At 53.0% G+C, this 18,380-nt stretch carries 15 protein-coding genes; 10 read left to right on the top strand and 5 right to left on the bottom strand.

What is annotated here, in order from left to right:
• Window positions 1-10: 10 nt before the first annotated feature.
• Window positions 11-331, bottom strand: a complete 321-nt coding sequence (gene clpS, locus HV350_RS09370) for an ATP-dependent Clp protease adapter ClpS (protein ID WP_003036810.1) — start codon at window positions 329-331, stop codon at window positions 11-13.
• 323 nt (window positions 332-654) lie between these two features.
• Here clpS and cspD point away from each other — a divergent pair, with 323 nt between their 5' ends.
• Entirely contained in the window at window positions 655-879 is a 225-nt protein-coding gene (cspD, locus tag HV350_RS09365) for a cold shock-like protein CspD (protein WP_003036813.1), read from the top strand.
• A 74-nt stretch (window positions 880-953) separates the two neighbouring features.
• Here cspD and macB read toward each other — a convergent pair whose 3' ends face one another.
• Complete coding sequence (gene macB, locus HV350_RS09360; protein ID WP_181630316.1) at window positions 954-2,900, bottom strand: macrolide ABC transporter ATP-binding protein/permease MacB; 1,947 nt, start codon at window positions 2,898-2,900, stop codon at window positions 954-956.
• Window positions 2,897-4,012 carry a macrolide transporter subunit MacA gene (gene macA / locus HV350_RS09355; protein ID WP_016156938.1) on the bottom strand — a complete coding sequence of 372 codons (1,116 nt, stop codon included), beginning with the start codon at window positions 4,010-4,012 and terminating at the stop codon, window positions 2,897-2,899. The genes macB and macA overlap by 4 nt, the downstream gene beginning before the upstream one ends.
• 160 nt (window positions 4,013-4,172) lie before the next feature.
• On the opposite strand from macA, the gene HV350_RS09350 reads away from it, so the two are divergent.
• A complete protein-coding gene (locus HV350_RS09350; protein ID WP_181630314.1) occupies window positions 4,173-5,123 on the top strand; it encodes a VirK/YbjX family protein in 951 nt (316 codons plus the stop codon).
• On the opposite strand, the gene HV350_RS09345 is transcribed toward HV350_RS09350, so the two are convergent.
• The gene (locus tag HV350_RS09345; RefSeq protein ID WP_016153655.1) at window positions 5,120-6,778 is read right to left on the bottom strand and encodes an ATP-dependent endonuclease; all 1,659 of its coding nucleotides are present in this window, start codon (window positions 6,776-6,778) and stop codon (window positions 5,120-5,122) included. The genes HV350_RS09350 and HV350_RS09345 overlap by 4 nt on opposite strands.
• Window positions 6,779-7,150: 372 nt before the next feature.
• Here HV350_RS09345 and aqpZ point away from each other — a divergent pair, with 372 nt between their 5' ends.
• From aqpZ to HV350_RS09320, 5 genes are all read left to right on the top strand, one after another.
• Window positions 7,151-7,846, top strand: coding sequence for an aquaporin Z (aqpZ, locus tag HV350_RS09340; RefSeq protein WP_181630313.1), 696 nt, complete (start codon window positions 7,151-7,153; stop codon window positions 7,844-7,846).
• 142 nt (window positions 7,847-7,988) lie between these two features.
• Window positions 7,989-8,888: a lysine exporter LysO family protein gene (locus HV350_RS09335; RefSeq protein WP_053388843.1), complete on the top strand. Its 900-nt coding sequence runs from the start codon at window positions 7,989-7,991 to the stop codon at window positions 8,886-8,888.
• 155 nt (window positions 8,889-9,043) lie between these two features.
• A complete protein-coding gene (gene hcp / locus HV350_RS09330; protein ID WP_016153657.1) occupies window positions 9,044-10,696 on the top strand; it encodes a hydroxylamine reductase in 1,653 nt (550 codons plus the stop codon).
• A 10-nt stretch (window positions 10,697-10,706) separates the two neighbouring features.
• Window positions 10,707-11,675, top strand: coding sequence for an NADH oxidoreductase (gene hcr / locus HV350_RS09325; RefSeq protein ID WP_181630311.1), 969 nt, complete (start codon window positions 10,707-10,709; stop codon window positions 11,673-11,675).
• A gap of 201 nt (window positions 11,676-11,876) precedes the next feature.
• Complete coding sequence (locus tag HV350_RS09320; protein WP_181630310.1) at window positions 11,877-13,493, top strand: FAD-NAD(P)-binding protein; 1,617 nt, start codon at window positions 11,877-11,879, stop codon at window positions 13,491-13,493.
• Between the two features lie 72 nt (window positions 13,494-13,565).
• On the opposite strand, the gene HV350_RS09315 is transcribed toward HV350_RS09320, so the two are convergent.
• Entirely contained in the window at window positions 13,566-14,000 is a 435-nt protein-coding gene (locus tag HV350_RS09315; protein ID WP_181630308.1) for a DoxX family protein, read from the bottom strand.
• Between the two features lie 152 nt (window positions 14,001-14,152).
• On the opposite strand from HV350_RS09315, the gene poxB reads away from it, so the two are divergent.
• From poxB to HV350_RS09300, 3 genes are read left to right on the top strand one after another with little or no spacing between them, the layout of a single operon-like run.
• Window positions 14,153-15,871 carry a ubiquinone-dependent pyruvate dehydrogenase gene (gene poxB, locus HV350_RS09310; RefSeq protein WP_016156946.1) on the top strand — a complete coding sequence of 573 codons (1,719 nt, stop codon included), beginning with the start codon at window positions 14,153-14,155 and terminating at the stop codon, window positions 15,869-15,871.
• A 36-nt stretch (window positions 15,872-15,907) separates the two neighbouring features.
• Window positions 15,908-16,909, top strand: coding sequence for a low-specificity L-threonine aldolase (gene ltaE, locus HV350_RS09305; protein WP_016153662.1), 1,002 nt, complete (start codon window positions 15,908-15,910; stop codon window positions 16,907-16,909).
• Window positions 16,910-16,919: 10 nt separating this feature from the next.
• Window positions 16,920-18,353: an SDR family oxidoreductase gene (locus HV350_RS09300; RefSeq protein WP_016156947.1), complete on the top strand. Its 1,434-nt coding sequence runs from the start codon at window positions 16,920-16,922 to the stop codon at window positions 18,351-18,353.
• Window positions 18,354-18,380 lie beyond the last annotated feature (27 nt).

Raw genomic sequence — 18,380 nt, 5'->3', positions numbered from 1 at the left:
ATGCCTGCATTCAGGCTTTTTCTAGCGTACACAGCAACGGATGCTCGTTCTCCCTCGCATACTTGTTCACCATCGCAACTTTGGTTTCAGCCACTTCGGCAGTGAATACGCCGCAAATCGCTTTACCTTGATAGTGAACGGCAAGCATCAGTTGCGTTGCACGTTCTACATCATAAGAAAAGAATTTTTGTAACACGTCAATAACAAACTCCATCGGAGTGTAATCATCATTGACTAATATCACTTTATACATAGATGGCGGTTTTAGCGCGTCGCGCAATTTATCTTCCGCCAGCAGATCGAAATCCAGCCAGTCGTTAGTCTTACCCATTGTCAGTCGTCATCTTCAGTTACGGTTTCCGGCAGAAAATCTTGCCGCTGACAAGCAGCCTATGCGCACAATCAATCTACCTCAAGTATTAGATAACTATCATCTATTAGTGCCATCCGCGACATCTGTCACATAACCGACAATAGCGTTAACTGCTTCAAATTTTGATGCATTTTTACCCTATTCCGTCAGCCTGGCGCTTGACGCCTCGCCTGATTTCTCTAAATTGTAGTTTCGAGAGTTGGCGAGGTTTTGAACAGCCCCCACTCCGCCACCGGTTCATTCCATCTTACTTATATAAGATTTACGAAGGATGTCGAAGCATGGAAACGGGTACTGTTAAGTGGTTCAACAACGCCAAAGGGTTTGGTTTCATCTGCCCCGAAGGCGGCGGCGAAGATATTTTCGCCCATTACTCCACCATTCAGATGGATGGTTACAGAACGCTAAAAGCCGGACAATCTGTCCAGTTTGATGTCCACCAGGGGCCAAAAGGCAATCATGCCAGCGTCATCGTGCCTGTCATTGAAGCAGAAGCTGTCGCATAGCTCTTCTGTTTCATTGTGTACATCCCGCAGTCAAAATGCCAGCCTTTGCGGCTGGCATTTTTATCTCGATAGTATTATTCCCGCGCCAGAGCATCTACCGGATCCAGCCGCGCCGCATTTCGCGCCGGTAGCCAGCCAAACAAAATCCCGGTCACAGTCGAACACAGAAACGCCGTCAATAAGGCTACAGGTGAGAAACCTATTTCCCAGCCTGGCAGGAATAGCTGAAGCGTAAAGGCGATCAGCATTGACAAGCTAATGCCCAACGCGCCGCCAACCAGACACACCAGCACCGCTTCAATTAAGAACTGCTGCAGTACGTCACTGGCGCGGGCGCCAACCGCCATACGAATGCCAATCTCGCGCGTTCGTTCGGTTACCGAAACCAGCATAATATTCATCACACCAATTCCACCGACCACCAGCGAAATCACGGCCACCAGCGTCAGGAAGAGTTGTAATGTACGTGTGGTCTTTTCGGCGGTTTTCAAGACACCGTCCATATTCCAGGTGAAGAAATCCTTCTTACCGTGGCGTAACGTCAGTAGTCGGGTGAGCTGCTGCTCGGCCTGGGCACTATCAAAACCGTCTTTCACCCGCACGGTGATCGAGTTCAGCCACGACTGCCCCATAATGCGCCCGGACATGGTGCTGTAAGGCAGCCAGACCCGCAGGATCTTGCTACTGCCAAACATCGACTGTTTCTCTTCTGCAACACCAATCACCGTGGCAGGCATATTCCCCACCAGCACGACTTCGCCGACAACTTTCGCTTTGTTGGGGAACAATTGACGACGGGTATTGCTGTCGAGCACCACCACCTGAGCGCGCCCCGCCAGTTGTTCAGCGTTAAAAGTGGTCCCTTCGCTAAACGTCATGCCATAGACGTTGAAATAGTCGCCGCTAACGCCATTAGCACTGGCTGCCACGTCGATATTGCCATAGCGTAGCCGCAGGTTTTTCGACACCGCAGGCGTCACCGAACTGACCCAGGGCTGCTTCTGTAACGCCGTTAAATCGTCATACTTCAGCGCCTGTTGATATTGTGGGTCGTCGTCGCCGAAATCTTTGCCAGGATAGATATCGATGGTATTGGTGCCAATAGCGCGAATATCTGCCAGCACCAGCTGTTTAGCCGCATCGCCTACCACCACAATCGACACCACCGAAGCAATACCGATGATGATCCCAAGCATGGTCAGAAGCGTTCGCATTTTATTCGCAGCCATTGCTAGCCAGGCCATAGTGAGCGCTTCGCGAAAACCGCTGACAAACTGCCCCCAGCCGGACGCCGTTTTCACCGTCGGCTCCGCGATATCGCGCCCGGTAGAGGGTTTGTGCGACGGCGGATTGCGCACAATCTCGCCGTCACGAATTTCAATGACGCGTTCGGCCTGTGCGGCGACCTGGCTGTCGTGAGTGACGATAATCACCGTATGCCCGCGATCGCGCAGCTGATGCAAAATCGCCATCACCTCTTCGCCTGAATGGCTGTCCAGCGCGCCGGTGGGTTCGTCGGCGAGGATAACCTGTCCCCCGTTCATCAGCGCACGCGCAATACTGACCCGCTGCTGCTGACCACCGGAAAGCTGGGAAGGCTGATAGTCGACTCTGTCGCCCAGACCCAGTCGCTGCAGGAGTTCTTGCGCACGGGCCAGGCGCTGCTTACGTTCGGTGCCAGCGTAGACTGCAGGCACCTCAACGTTTTGCGCGGCGGTTAAATGCGACAACAAATGATAACGCTGGAAGATAAAACCGAAATGTTCGCGACGCAGCTGGGCTAACGCATCGCTATCCAGCGTGGAGACATCGCGCCCGGCAACCCGATACATACCGCTGGTGGGTTTGTCCAGACAGCCGAGAATATTCATCAGCGTCGATTTACCCGAGCCAGACGCCCCGACAATCGCCACCATTTCCCCGGCCTGAATGCTCAAGGATACGTCCTTCAATACCTCGACCTGACCTTCGCCTGACGGATAGCTGCGGCGGATATTGCTCAGTTCAAGCAATGCCGTCATTTTGGCGCTCCAGCGTTGCCCTCACCGGTGATGACTTCATCCCCCTCTTCCAGCCCTTTCACGATCTCCACATCGGTGTCATTACGCGCGCCGATAACCACTTCGCGTTCACGGGTTTCGCCATTACGCAGCAGCCTGACGTTATAACGATTGTTGCCAATAGGATCACCCAGCGCCGACAGCGGGATCGTCAGGACATTTTTCACATCCGTGAGCTGGATATGGACCTGCGCGGTCATATCCAGACGCAGGATCCCTTTCGGGTTGGGAACTTCGAAGCGAGCATAGTAGAAAATTGCATCATTCACTTTCTCTGGCGTCGGAAGAACATCTTTGAGCTTACCTTCGTAGCGCGTCTGAGGATCGCCCAGAACGGTAAACCAGGCCTTTTGCCCGGGATGCAGGTGAATCACATCCGCCTCGGAAACCTGCGCTTTCACCAGCATGGTGCTCATATCTGCCAATGTCAGAATGTTAGGCGCCTGCTGGGCAGCAATAACGGTTTGCCCCTGAAGGGTAGTAATTTGCGTGACTTCGCCTGCCATTGGCGCGACGATGCGGGTGTAATCAAGGTTGGTTTTTGCCGTATCGAGAGAGGCCTGATTACGCTTAATTTGCGCATCAATTGTGCCGATTTGCGCCTGTTTGACCGCCATCTGAGTAGCCGCCGTGTCGAGATCCTGCTGCGAGACAGCCTGGGTTTTCGCCAGCTGTTGCTGACGGGAAAGCGTTACCCGCGCCAGTTTCCACTCGGCTTCAGCCTGTAAACGCTGAGCGCGTAATTCCATCAGCGTCGCTTCAACCTCTTTAATCTGGTTTTGCGCCTGTTCAGGATCGATAACGCCAAGCAGTTGATCTTTTTTTACTTTGTCGCCAATGGCGACCGACAGCGTTTTTAACTGCCCGCTTACCTGCGCCCCGACGTCAACTTTACGCAACGCATCCAGTTTCCCGGTTGCCAGTACGCTTTGCTGCAGATCGCCCGGACGCACAATTAACGTTTGATACTGAGGTAAAGGCGCATTAAGCGTTCGCCAAAGTGCAATTATCGCCACAATAATGATGATGGCGAAGAGAAAATAGCGCTTTTTGATTTTTCCCTTGAGCTTCATAAATGTCCCAATTTCCCCCAATACGTCCACCAGAGTGGAGTGGTAAACATCAACGTTAAATAAATAGCCGTTGAAAAACGCAAGAATAACAGAGTTATTGATGAATGGTTAAGATCCGCTGTGTTGAAATTAGTACCAGAGTATCCATCGGATTGTTATTATGAGCCAGCTAACTGACAGCACTTTTCATTCTTCAAAACCCGCCACAAGTTTTAGCCTCTTTTGTAGCCTGATGACCGGACATTGGCGACCTGGAAAATTTTGGCATCAGCGTAGCTTCCGTCGTAAGTTTTTGTTGCGCTCAGCGCTTATGCCACGATTAATGCATGAATGGATGACTGAACTGGCGCAATGGCCTGATCTCGATAGCGTACTGGCACGCCAGCCTCGTCTGCCGGTTCGCCTACATCGCGCCTATCTCGCACAAAACCTTGATCGGAAAATGAAACTGGATGCTGTGCGTTTTCATTACAATGCTATCCGCAGCTATTTTTCAGCCACGGAATATAAAGCTTATTTAAGTGCGGATGGATTACAACTGGCACAAATTGAAGGCAAAAATAGCGAAATATTTAGCGTAATACTGGGCTCATTTATCTCACTGGATAAAGAAGGTGAAAGTACCATTCTGGTACGCAATAGCGCTGGCGAGACTTTAGCGGAAATGACGTTTACGCTGTGCAATTATCAAGGAAGCAGCACACTGTTTATTGGCGGGTTACAGGGAGGCAGTCGATTACTGCCACATGAAGAAATTCAAAAAGCGACCAAATCATGCTATGGAATTTTCCCTAAACGTATTGTGATGGAAGCCATTTGCTGTTTTGCAGAACAATTGAATATTAAACAAATTCTGGCTGTCAGTAATGAACAGCATATCTTTCGCAGCCCGCGTTACCACGATAAAAACAAGGTGATACTTTCCGACTACAACGCATTTTGGGAGTCGGTTGGCGGTGAGTGCGACAGTCACGGCTATTACCATATCCCACGCACAATGGCGCGAAAAAGCGAAGCGGACATTGCCAGCAAAAAACGCGCGGAATACCGCCGTCGCTACCAGTTACTGGACAGCATCCACTCGCAGCTGTCGTCGATGTTTCGCAACTAATCCGCTCTGCCGCGTGCCAACCACAGCACGCGGGAGAACATTTTTCGCAGCAGCGTTGGCACCGCGTCAACGCCGCGCCGCCCGGCTTCCATCGCCACCTCAATGGCTAAATCTGGTTTTGACGACCGGTGAATCGCCTTCGAGATAATTTTGCGCATATTCATGGGCACGTTTTCGGGGATTTGCGCCACCCTGTGGAATACGTCAGCGAACCCCTGGCGATACATAAAGTGTTCCATGTCCAGCGCGGGAAGCATGGTTAAATGATCGCGCTCTTCTTCTCTGTCGTTATTCAACAAACTCCGCACCGTAGCGGCATACTTTTTCCCGGCTTCATCACCATCAACCAGCACATGCCACTCGATACCCATCCGGCGAGCGAACTTAACCAGCGGCTTAAGGCCGGACTGGGCAAATTCAATGACTTTGATACCTTCCGCATCAAAGTGGTGCCCACACTGGCGGGCCAGTTCGTTAATGACCCAAGTTTCCGTTTCGCCTTCCACCAGCAGCCAACAGCGGGCAAACAACGACGATGCACGGTTAAAACGAATATGAAAGGCAATACGCCGACCATCTTCTGCGCTGATCCCACCTGGCCCAAGCCGCCAGGCGGCGACGCGGGAGGACTCACGCACCAGGCGGACAACATGTTCCACGGGGGTGAGGGACAGTAACTCACCTGAGTTGGTGGTCGCCACCCGTTGCAGTGGAAGCAAATTCAGCAGGTGCCAGGCAACCGACAGCATAATCGGATGTAAACGCGTTTCAGGATCTTCTACCAACAGTAACGGCCGGGCGTCTTTATCCAGCCTCAGCGTACCTTTGGCCTGTAACAGCGTCGAAAACAGTCCCAACAAGATCACGCGGTGCGTGCGTCCGCCCGGTCTATCAATCATACGGTTGATAATATCCAGATAGCGCCAGCTACGTTGTTCGTTATTGGAACGTCGACGCATCAGACGATAGCGGGACTGACTGGAACCCTGCTCAGAAAAATAGTGTTCCAATAGCTGTACCATGGCCGATAACCCCTGACGTATCTGCCCATCTGTCAGGTTTTGCGGTCGGGTAGCCAGTTCACGTGCCAGAAAATCCAGTTGCCGCGCGGTCACTTCGACATCCGCCGAATCCGGCACCGTACCGTTTCGGATCCGTCGCATAAAACGTGCGTCGCGCAGGCGCAGTACTGGCATCAAACGCACGAGGTGCCGCGCCTGATCGTTAATGTCGTCGAGGGGAAGCTGATGGCCCTCGCCATCCAGAAAACTGCGTAACGTCAGAACGCTACCGTCGTCCGCACATTCACCTTCCAGTCGATAGAATATGCGGTGATAGCCATCCTGACACAGCGTCCAGCTGGCTTCCAGAGGGCGATACCTGCGCACGCGGTGGCGACCCGGTTGAGACTCACGAAACGTCAGGATGATATGCAGATGATGTTCCCGGCCTTGAATATCGCCCGGCGGGAACCAGAAATCTTCGCGGTCAAAGTGGTACAAATCAGTTTCCGGCGACAGCAACAGGGTTAAAGCATCCAGCAGACTGGACTTACCCCACGCGTTCTCCCCAATCAGCACGTTGCTTTGCTCCAGCATCAACGACAGACGGTTAATACCACGAAATCCAACAATCTCAACGCGTTCGAGAATCATATAGCCTCCGGAAATGCTAACTTTTTCCTTCAAGTTATCAGGAGTATAACGGCAAGCGGGCGCTCAGGACACCCGATATGATCAGGAGGTTAGTCGCAGAAATCAAAAAATATAAGAATATTCTTCTTATGTTTTCTCCAGAATATTATTTCAGAACTCAATCATCGCCGTTTTGCTAATTGAACTATGCTTCATTCATCCAATATTCAAAAAGGAATCACAACATATTGCCTTAAATCAAATTTTTTCATCAATTTAACTGGCGAAGGGATGATGTTTTTTTCTAAAATACCGGCTCTTTCATCATCGTCCCTTTTAGCGATGAATTACCGGGTAAGGAACACGAACCCGGAACTTTTAATTGAGGTGGTTATGTTCAGGAAATTAGCAGCCGAATTCTTCGGTACGTTTTGGCTCGTCTTTGGTGGGTGCGGTAGCGCAGTTCTGGCCGCAGCATTCCCGGAGTTGGGTATTGGATTTGCCGGTGTCGCGCTGGCGTTTGGTTTGACCGTATTAACCATGGCATTCGCCGTAGGTCATATTTCCGGCGGACACTTTAACCCGGCGGTGACCTTCGGTTTATGGGCGGGCGGTCGCTTCCCGGCAAAAGACGTTATTGGTTATGTTATCGCTCAGGTTGTGGGCGGTATTGTTGCAGCAGCGGCACTGTATCTTATTGCCAGCGGTAAAGCTGGTTTTGACGCAACTGCCAGTGGTTTTGCCTCGAACGGCTTTGGTGAACATTCACCTGGCAGCTATTCAATGCTGTCTGCCGTCGTAATTGAAATTATTTTGACCGCTGGTTTCTTATTAGTGATCCACGGTGCGACCGATAAACATGCTCCGGCAGGTTTTGCACCTATTGCGATTGGTCTGGCGTTAACCCTGATCCACTTGATCAGTATTCCGGTTACCAACACCTCCGTTAACCCGGCACGTAGTACCGCCGTAGCCATCTTCCAGGGCGGCTGGGCATTGCAACAATTGTGGTTCTTCTGGGTTATGCCGATTATCGGTGGTGTCCTCGGCGGTCTTATTTACCGCACTCTGCTGGAAAAACGCGATTAATCGATAACAAAAAAGGCCTGGCGCAAGTCAGGTCTTTTTCCCCCCGCTATATTTCCTTTTATTTGCAACTTTACTCCCTTCTTTGCATTGAGTAGTGTGTGCTGGCGCATTTCGTCTTACTCTCAGCAAGGATCTGGTTTTCATGTTTTCAGGGCTGTTAATCATTCTGGTTCCCCTTATTGTGGGCTACCTTATTCCGCTTCGGTACAGGGCTGCATTAAAACTCATCAATCGCCTGTTGAGCTGGATCGTCTACCTTATTCTCTTTTTTATGGGTATCAGCCTGGCGTTTCTGGATAATCTCGCCAGCAACCTGTTAGCCATTCTTCATTATTCTGCGGTCAGCGTGACGGTCATTTTGCTGTGTAATATCGCGGCGCTGTTCTGGCTGGAGCGTTCGCTGCCCTGGCGACATAACCACAAGCAAGAAAAGCTACCCTCGCGAATTGCGATGGCACTTGAGTCGCTTCAGCTTTGTGGCGTCGTCGTCGTGGGTTTTCTGCTCGGCCTCACCGGTCTTCCTATTCTGCAGCACGCCACCGAAGCCAGCGAATATACGTTAATCTTTTTACTGTTCCTGGTCGGGATTCAACTGCGCAATAGCGGTATGACCTTAAAGCAAATTGTGCTGAATCGCCGGGGGATGATTGTTGCGGTGGTCGTCGTCGCCAGTTCGATGCTGGCGGGGGTTATTAATGCGTTGATCCTCGGCCTGCCGCTGAAAACCGCGCTGGCGATGGCGTCTGGTTTTGGCTGGTATTCCCTGTCCGGTATTCTGTTAACCGAATCGTTCGGGCCGGTGATTGGTAGCGCCGCCTTCTTTAATGACCTGGCCCGCGAACTGATTGCCATTATGTTGATTCCTGGAATGGTGGGCCGCAGCCGCTCAACCGCGCTGGGGCTATGTGGCGCGACATCAATGGATTTCACCTTACCGGTGCTCCAACGCAGCGGCGGTCTGGAGATGGTTCCGGCAGCCATCGTCCACGGCTTTATTCTGAGTCTGTTAGTACCTTTGCTGATGGCGTTTTTCTCCGCCTGAAGTCAGGACAGATACCTCTCTGGCGGTAGTCATCTACCGCCAAAATTGCGCTAAATCAATCTCCCTGCAAGTTGTAGCAGAAATCCCTTTTATCCCTTCGCGCACAGGCATAACCTTAAACATGTATATTAAATATAACTTTAAAAGGTGTGACCATGTTTTGTGTGCAATGTGAACAAACCATCCGTACTCCGGCAGGAAACGGCTGCTCTTACGCGCAGGGTATGTGCGGTAAAACGGCTGAAACCTCCGATTTGCAGGATCTGCTGATTGCTTCCCTACAAGGTCTGTCTGCATGGGCTGTTAAGGCACGTGAATACGGCATCATCGACCATGAAGTTGATAACTTTGCGCCGCGTGCATTCTTCTCCACGCTGACCAACGTTAACTTCGATTCTCCGCGTATTGTTGGCTATGCCCGTGAAGCTATCGCCATGCGCGACGCCCTGAAAGCGCAATGCCTGAACATCGACGCGAACGCAGCGGTCGCTAACCCGATGGCCGATCTGCAACTGGTCAGCGACGATCTGGGCGACCTGCAACGTCAGGCCGCTGAATTTACCCCGAACAAAGACAAAGCAGCCATCGGCGAGAACATTCTCGGCCTGCGTCTGCTGTGCCTGTACGGCCTGAAAGGTGCGGCAGCTTACATGGAGCACGCGCACGTTCTCGGTCAGTACGACAACGACATCTACGCTCAGTACCACAAAATCATGGCATGGCTGGGAACCTGGCCTTCCGATATGAACGCTCTGCTGGAGTGCTCAATGGAAATCGGCCAGATGAACTTCAAAGTGATGAGCATTCTGGATGCTGGCGAAACCACTAAATACGGCCACCCGACGCCAACTCAGGTCAACGTCAAAGCAACCGAAGGTAAGTGCATCCTGATCTCCGGTCACGACCTGAAAGATCTGTACAACCTGCTGGAGCAGACCGAAGGTACCGGCGTTAACGTCTATACCCACGGTGAAATGCTGCCGGCGCACGGCTACCCGGAACTGCGTAAGTTCAAACACCTGATCGGTAACTACGGCAGCGGCTGGCAGAATCAGCAGGTTGAATTTGCTCGCTTCCCGGGCCCAATCGTAATGACCTCTAACTGCATCATCGACCCAACTGTTGGTGCCTACGATGACCGTATCTGGACTCGTAGCATCGTCGGTTGGCCGGGTGTAAGCCACCTCGAAGGCGACAACTTCGCTCCGGTAATTGCTCAGGCTCAGCAGATGGCGGGCTTCCCGTACAGCGAAATTCCGCACCTGATCACCGTTGGTTTCGGTCGTCAGACTCTGCTGGGCGCGGCTGATACCCTGATCGATCTGGTAAGCCGCGAAAAACTGCGTCACATCTTCCTGGTTGGCGGTTGTGATGGCGCGCGTGGCGAACGTAACTACTTCACCGACTTCGCCACCAGCGTGCCGGACGACTGCCTGATCCTGACCCTGGCGTGCGGTAAATACCGTTTCAACAAACTGGAGTTCGGCGATATCGAAGGCCTGCCGCGTCTGGTCGATGCAGGTCAGTGTAACGATGCATACTCTGCCATCATCCTGGCGGTAACCCTGGCTGAGAAACTGGGCTGTGGCGTGAACGATCTGCCGCTGTCTCTGGTGCTCTCCTGGTTCGAACAGAAAGCGATTGTCATTCTGCTGACCCTGCTGTCTCTGGGTGTGAAAAACATCGTCACTGGCCCGACTGCGCCTGGCTTCTTCACGCCGGACCTGCTGGCAGTTCTCAACGAGAAGTTCGGTCTGCGTTCCGTGACCACCGTTGAAGAAGACATGAAGCAACTGCTGAGCGCGTAAGGAGTAAAGAATGACAATGCCAACTCATCAGTGCCCATGGCGGATGCAGGTTCATCACATCCATCAGGAAACGCCGGATGTATGGACAATTTCGTTGCTGTGCCACGACTATTATCCGTACCGCGCCGGGCAGTATGCACTGGTCAGCGTACGTAATTCAGTGGACACGCTGCGTGCTTACACCCTCTCTTCAACGCCGGGCGTTAGCGAATACATCACGCTGACCATCCGCCGCATTGACGATGGCGCAGGCTCACAGTGGTTAACCCGCGACGTGAAGCGCGGCGACTATATCTGGCTGTCCGATGCAATGGGTGAATTCACCTGTGAAGATAAAGCGGAAGACAGGTTCCTGATGCTGGCCGCTGGCTGTGGCGTCACGCCAATCATGTCAATGCGTCGCTGGTTGGCAAAATACCGCCCACAGGCAGATGTGCAGGTGATCTTTAACGTCCGTTCACCGCAAGATGTCATTTTTGCCGACGAATGGCGCGAGTATCCGGTGACCTTAGTTGCTGAAAACAATGCCACTGAAGGTTTTGTTTCCGGCCGACTGACCACCGAACTGCTGCAAAGCGTACCGGACCTGGCTTCTCGCACCGTGATGACCTGCGGCCCGGCGCCGTATATGGATCTGGTCGAGAAAGAAGTCAACGCGCTGGGCGTGACACGCTTCTTTAAAGAGCAGTTCTTCACCCCGGTAGCTGAAGCCGCCACCAGCGGTCTGAAGTTCACCAAACTGCAGCCGGCAAAAGAGTTTTATGCGCCGGTAGGCAGTACGCTGCTGGAAGCGCTGGAAAGCAATAAAGTGCCGGTTGTCGCCGCATGCCGTGCGGGCGTTTGCGGCTGCTGCAAAACCAAAGTGGTTGACGGTAACTACACGGTCAGCAGCACCATGACGCTGACCGACGCAGAAATTGCTGAAGGTTATGTGCTGGCTTGCTCCTGTCATCCGCAGGGTGATTTAGTGCTGGCGTAATTGGCCCATATCTGATGTACAAAAGGCTACCCGGTTATATCGGGTGGCCTTTTTTTATGCTGTCAGACGCTGCAAAATTCCTATTTTTTCCCCCTCCCAGGCAAAATACCGTCCTCCTCCTGCGAATTATCGACCACACTTACCTGGCACAGGTTAAGCAAAACCCCGACTACCACGTCGAACTTTCTACAAAGGATCCCCATGAAAAAAGTGGCCATCGTCGGCGTAGGTCCCACCGGAATTTATACGTTTCATGCCCTCGTTGAGCGCGGTGAACCGCTGGAGATACAGCTTTATGAGCAAGCTGAGGAAGCTGGCGTAGGCATGCCTTATAACAGCGACAACAACGCAGACCACATGCTGGCCAATATAGCCAGCATTGAGATCCCGCCGATTTATATCAGTTATCTGACGTGGCTACAGAATCAAAGCGATGAATACCTGGCGCAGTTTCGGCTTGAACGTACATCGTTGCATGAGCGGCAATTTTTGCCCCGCGTGATCCTCGGCGACTATTATCGCGATCGTTTTTTAGCCATTGTCGATAAAGCGCAAAGATCCGGGTTCACAATTCGCGTATATGAATCAAGTAAAGTCACCGACCTGCAAGCAAACCCGACTGGGGTCTCCCTGTGGATCAATCACGCGTCACAGCCCGTCAAAGTGGATTTCGCCGCTATCGCCAGCGGTCATCTGTGGCCAGAAACTGATGCTCAGGCACGCAAGTTTTTCCCCAGTCCGTGGACCGGCCTGATGGAGGCGCGGATTAGCGCTTGCAGGGTGGGTATTCTGGGCACCTCGCTAAGCGCTATCGACGCGGCGATGGCCGTGGTCAGTCAGCATGGTAACTTCACCACCAATACCGACCATTCACTGCAGTTCACGCGTAAACCCGACAGCCAAAACCTGAAGCTGACCCTGATGTCGCGCAGCGGTGTGCTGCCTGAAGCGGATTTTTACTGCCCTCTTCCCTATGAACCGCTGAATATCGTGACGCAAGAAGCGATTGAAAACGCCATTGCCGAGGGCCAAAACGGATTACTGGACCGCATCTTCCGGCTTATTGTGCAACAACTGCAAGACGCGGCCCCTGGGTGGTGCCAACAGGTTGCACTTGCAACGCTTAACGCCGACACATTCCCCGAGGTCTATTTTGCCGACAGGCTCAAGCATGACCCTTTTGACTGGGCGAGGCGTAACCTGGTGGAGGTTGAGCGCAACAAGCATGAACAACATACCGTCGCCTGGCGCTATACCTTATTGCGCCTCCATGAGGTTATTGAAGAGATCGTTCCTCATCTTGATGCTCGCGACGAAAAACGTTTCAGGCACGGACTGGCGCGCGTCTTTATTGATAACTATGCGGCAATCCCGTCTGAATCTATCCGCCGATTGCTGGCTCTGCACGATGCCGGGCTGATTGAGATCCTCGCACTCGGCAAAGATTATGAGCGTACGAGTGAGCAGGAAAGGACGGTCATTTACCACCACGGTCAGCGCAGTGAATTTGATGTATTCATTGACGCCCGAGGGCAACGGGCATTGCAGAGCAAAGATATTCCGTTCCCAACGCTACGCGATCAACTGCTGGCCTGTGGCGATGAGATCCCGGATATCGGCGAAGATTACACGCTGCAAGCGCCGGAAAACGCCCGCAACCGCATCGCCTTTGGCGGACTGCCGTGGTTGATGCACGACCGTCCCTTTATTCAGGGGCTGGTGGTTAGCGCTGAAATAGGCGCCGCGATGGCAAAGGCATTGACGCAACGTGCACTGAGACGTCGGCACAAACTGTGGAGCAGTGACGACATGGATTAGCGGCCAGATTTAATGGCGAGGCGGAGATAGGTTAACGCATTCCCGCCTCTGTATTGATTCTCGGATGGCAAACTATCGCCAGGCCGAGTTTCCGGCAACGGAGAAACGCCCCGCGCCCAAAAATGCCACGGCCAGAGCGCCGATGAAGAAATACACCAGACTTTCAATTGCCCATGCGCCGGTTTTATTCAGTGACCAGGTTTCACCCATCCCGACCATCAGCCATGCCACCACCATCGTAAACGCGAGCCCCAACGCCGCCGGACGCGTCAGGATCCCAAGAATAATCAGACACGGTGCCACAACCTCTCCCAGCAGAACGCCATACGCAATAAAGCCGGGGAAACCTTTCGCTATCAGCATGCCACTGATGCCATCAATACCCGCGAACAGTTTATGCAGCCCATGAAACAGCATTAATCCCCCCACGGCAATACGTAACAAAAACTTGCCAAAATCTTCATGAGTCAGTACCCGGTTAACTGTATTTAATAGTTTTATAACCATTTGAATTTATTCCTTTTTTCACCATATCCAATAACAAACTACGCTTAATACAGGCTTAATGAAACCTGCCGGAAATAAGAGGTAATGATAAGCATAACTATTATCTTCATCTAAACTTGTAACCGGTATCACATTAAAGGAGAAGGAAAACCATGAAACAAACGGTTGCCGCTTTTATTGCTAAAACACTCGAACAAGCTGGCGTTAAACGCATTTGGGGTGTGACGGGTGACTCGCTAAATGGCCTTAGTGACAGTCTGAATCGTATGGGAACGATTGACTGGATGCCAACCCGTCATGAAGAGGTTGCGGCCTTCGCCGCGGGAGCTGAAGCGCAGTTGACGGGAGAACTGGCCGTCTGCGCAGGCTCGTGTGGACCAGGCAACCTGCACCTGATTAACGGCCTGTTTGATTGCCACCGCAACCACGTCCCGGTGCTGGCAATTGCTGCACACATTCCATCCAGTGAGATAGGCAGCGGTTATTTTCAGGAGACCCACCCGCAAGAGTTGTTTCGCGAATGTAGCCACTATTGCGAGCTGGTTTCCAGCCCTGAACAGATCCCACAGGTGCTGGCAATTGCCATGCGTAAAGCGGTGCTCAACCGCGGCGTCTCCGTGGTGGTATTACCCGGCGACGTCGCGCTGAAGCCAGCACCTGAAAGCGCCAGCACTCACTGGTATCATGCGCCGCTCCCGGTGGTCACTCCGGAAGAAGAAGAGCTCAGAAAACTAGCGCAACTGCTACGCTACTCCAGTAATATCGCCCTGATGTGTGGCAGTGGCTGCGCCGGTGCGCATAAAGAACTGGTTGAGTTTGCTGCTAAAATAAAAGCGCCGATTGTGCACGCCCTGCGTGGTAAAGAGCATGTGGAGTACGACAACCCTTACGACGTGGGCATGACCGGGCTGATCGGCTTTTCATCCGGCTTCCATACCATGATGAATGCCGACACGCTGATCCTGCTCGGTACCCAGTTCCCCTATCGCCCGTTCTACCCCACCGACGCCAAGATTATTCAGATTGATATCAATCCGGCGAGCATTGGCGCGCACAGTAAAGTTGATATGGCGCTGGTAGGCGATATTAAATCCACACTCCGCACCCTGCTGCCGCTGGTGGAAGAAAAAACCGATCGGCAGTTCCTGGATAAAGCGCTGGAACACTATCGTGAGGCGCGTAAAGGGCTGGATGATTTAGCCAAACCCAGCGATAAAGCCATTCATCCGCAGTATCTGGCGCAGCAGATCAGCCATTTTGCCGCTGACGACGCCATCTTCACCTGCGACGTTGGCACGCCAACGGTGTGGGCGGCACGTTATCTGAAAATGAACGGTAAACGCCGTCTGATCGGTTCGTTTAACCACGGGTCGATGGCCAATGCCATGCCCCAGGCGCTCGGCGCGCAAGCGACCGAACCGGGACGTCAGGTTGTCGCAATGTGCGGTGACGGCGGTTTTAGCATGCTGATGGGCGACTTTCTGTCGGTTGTGCAAATGAAGCTGCCGGTGAAGATTATTGTCTTCAACAACAGCGTGTTGGGGTTTGTGGCGATGGAGATGAAAGCTGGCGGTTATCTGACCGACGGCACCGAACTGCACGATACAAATTTTGCACGGATTGCCGAGGCTTGCGGCATCACGGGCATTCGCGTGGAGAAATCCTCAGAGGTTGATGAAGCGCTGCAAAGGGCGATGTCGATTGACGGTCCGGTGCTGGTCGATGTGGTCGTCGCGAAAGAAGAACTGGCGATCCCGCCGCAGATCAAACTCGAACAAGCTAAAGGTTTTAGCCTGTATATGCTGCGCGCAATCATCAGCGGGCGCGGTGATGAAGTGATCGAACTGGCGAAAACTAACTGGCTCAGGTAAAACAGAGGGCATTACCTCACTTAAAAAGGAATGCCCGTGATTGATTTACGCAGTGATACCGTCACCCGACCAAGTCGCGCCATGCTCGAAGAGATGATGGCCGCCCCGGTCGGGGACGACGTCTACGGTGATGACCCTACCGTTAATGCCCTCCAGCAATACGCAGCCGAGCTTGCTGGCAAAGAAGCCGCAATTTTCTTACCCACAGGTACTCAGGCGAACCTGGTGGCTCTCCTCAGCCATTGTCAGCGCGGCGAAGAGTATATAGCCGGTCAGGGCGCGCATAACTATCTCTACGAAGCGGGTGGCGCAGCGGTGCTCGGCAGCATTCAACCGCAACCTATCGACGCCATGCCGGATGGCTCTTTGCCGCTGGACAAAGTTGCGGCAAAAATCAAAGCGGACGATATCCATTTTGCCCGCACGCGTTTGCTCAGCCTGGAAAACACCCACAACGGCAAAGTGCTACCACGCGAGTATCTGAAAGAGGCCTGGGAATTTACCCGTGAGCGCAATCTTGCGCTGCATGTCGACGGCGCGCGTATTTTTAACGCCATCGTCGCCTATGGCTGTGAGTTAAAAGATGTCACGCAATACTGCGATTCATTCACCATTTGTCTTTCCAAAGGTTTAGGAACGCCGGTAGGCTCACTGCTGGTCGGCAGCCACGAGTACATCAAGCGCGCCATTCGCTGGCGTAAAATGACCGGCGGCGGAATGCGTCAGGCCGGTATTCTGGCGGCGGCCGGACTGTATGCGCTGAAAAATAACGTGTCGCGTTTACAAGAAGACCATGACAACGCCGCCTGGATGGCGGAACAACTGCGCGAAGCAGGAGCGGACGTCATGCGCCACGACACCAACATGCTGTTTGTCCGCGTTGGCGAAGAACACGCTGCGGCACTGGGCGAGTACATGAAAGCGCAAGGCGTGCTGATTAACGCCTCGCCGATTGTGCGTCTGGTGATGCATCTGGACGTATCGCGTGAACAGCTTGCTGAAGTCGTCGCCCACTGGCGCGCTTTTTTAACCCGCTAAGGAGATGGGCGTGCCGCAACGGATTTTGGTTCTTGGCGCCAGTGGCTACATTGGTCAGCATCTGGTACAGGCGCTCAGTCAGCAAGGGCATCAGGTGCTGGCTGCGGCACGCCGCATCGAGCGGCTGGAAAAGCAGCAGTTGGCCAACGTCAGTTGCCATAAGGTCGATTTGAATTGGCCAGATAACCTAACACCGCTGCTGACCGGCGTTGATACGGTCTATTACCTGGTCCATGGCATGGGAGAAGGCGGTGATTTTATCGCCCATGAGCGCCAGGTAGCAATGAACGTGCGCGATGCGCTACGTGATACGCCAGTCAAACAGCTTATTTTCCTGAGCTCATTACAGGCTCCCCGGCATGAACAATCCGATCATCTGCGTGCGCGACAGATAACCGCGGACACCCTGCGCGAATCAGGCGTGCCAATGACCGAATTGCGCGCGGGTATTATCGTAGGGGCAGGTTCTGCCGCCTTTGAAGTGATGCGCGACATGGTCTACAACCTGCCGGTACTCACCCCTCCGCGCTGGGTGCGCTCGCGTACCACGCCTATCGCGCTGGAGAATTTAATGTACTACCTGGTGGCGTTGTTGGATCATCCTACACGCCAACACCGCGTACTCGAAGCCGCCGGGCCGCAGGTATTGAGCTATCAGGAGCAGTTCGAGCATTTTATGGCGGTCAGCGGTAAACATCGCCTGCTCATCCCTGTCCCCTTTCCTACCCGCTGGATTTCGGTCTGGTTTTTGAACGTCATAACGTCAGTGCCGCCGACCACGGCCAAAGCGCTGATACAGGGGTTAAAACACGACCTGCTGGCCGATGACACCGAATTACGCACGCTGATCCCGCAAAAGCTGATTGCCTTTGATGACGCGGTGCGCAGCACGTTGAAAGAAGAAGAGAAGCTGGTCAATTCCAGCGACTGGGGTTACGACGCGCAGGCATTTGCCCGCTGGCGCCCCGAATATGGCTATTTCGCTAAACAAGCTGGCTTTAGCGTTGAAACCTCCGCCAGTCGGCAGGCGCTGTGGCAGGTGGTGAATCGCCTCGGCGGCAAAGAAGGCTATTTCTTTGGCAATATTTTATGGAAAACGCGCGCGGCGTTGGACCTGCTGGTCGGCCATAAGCTGGCAAAAGGCAGACCGCAACACTCTCTGTTGCAGGTTGGCGATACCGTTGATAGCTGGAAAGTTATCATCGTTGAGCCAGAAAAACAGCTGACGCTGCTGTTTGGGATGAAAGCGCCAGGATTGGGTCGACTGAGCTTCACGCTGGAAGATAAAGGCGACCACCGACGCATTGATGTCCGCGCCTGGTGGCATCCGCACGGCATGCCAGGCCTCTTCTATTGGCTGCTGATGATCCCGGCGCATCTGTTCATTTTTAGAGGGATGGCGAAGCGTATTGCTAAACTTGCAGAACAAATCACAGACTCATGATAAAAAGAGCCTGTATTCTTTCATGTT

The organism is Citrobacter sp. RHBSTW-01013 (genome assembly GCF_013781985.1).
Lineage (GTDB): Bacteria > Pseudomonadota > Gammaproteobacteria > Enterobacterales > Enterobacteriaceae > Citrobacter > Citrobacter braakii.
Note: the sequence above shows the minus strand (reverse complement) of the source record. Positions and strands in the feature narration are given on the sequence as shown.

Coding starts and splice junctions, on each gene's coding strand:
- clpS (WP_003036810.1), bottom strand. CDS start 331: ATGGGTAAGACTAACGACTGGCTGGATTTCGATCTGCTGGCGGAAGAT.
- cspD (WP_003036813.1), top strand. CDS start 655: ATGGAAACGGGTACTGTTAAGTGGTTCAACAACGCCAAAGGGTTTGGT.
- macB (WP_181630316.1), bottom strand. CDS start 2,900: ATGACGGCATTGCTTGAACTGAGCAATATCCGCCGCAGCTATCCGTCA.
- macA (WP_016156938.1), bottom strand. CDS start 4,012: ATGAAGCTCAAGGGAAAAATCAAAAAGCGCTATTTTCTCTTCGCCATC.
- HV350_RS09350 (WP_181630314.1), top strand. CDS start 4,173: ATGAGCCAGCTAACTGACAGCACTTTTCATTCTTCAAAACCCGCCACA.
- HV350_RS09345 (WP_016153655.1), bottom strand. CDS start 6,778: ATGATTCTCGAACGCGTTGAGATTGTTGGATTTCGTGGTATTAACCGT.
- aqpZ (WP_181630313.1), top strand. CDS start 7,151: ATGTTCAGGAAATTAGCAGCCGAATTCTTCGGTACGTTTTGGCTCGTC.
- HV350_RS09335 (WP_053388843.1), top strand. CDS start 7,989: ATGTTTTCAGGGCTGTTAATCATTCTGGTTCCCCTTATTGTGGGCTAC.
- hcp (WP_016153657.1), top strand. CDS start 9,044: ATGTTTTGTGTGCAATGTGAACAAACCATCCGTACTCCGGCAGGAAAC.
- hcr (WP_181630311.1), top strand. CDS start 10,707: ATGACAATGCCAACTCATCAGTGCCCATGGCGGATGCAGGTTCATCAC.
- HV350_RS09320 (WP_181630310.1), top strand. CDS start 11,877: ATGAAAAAAGTGGCCATCGTCGGCGTAGGTCCCACCGGAATTTATACG.
- HV350_RS09315 (WP_181630308.1), bottom strand. CDS start 14,000: ATGGTTATAAAACTATTAAATACAGTTAACCGGGTACTGACTCATGAA.
- poxB (WP_016156946.1), top strand. CDS start 14,153: ATGAAACAAACGGTTGCCGCTTTTATTGCTAAAACACTCGAACAAGCT.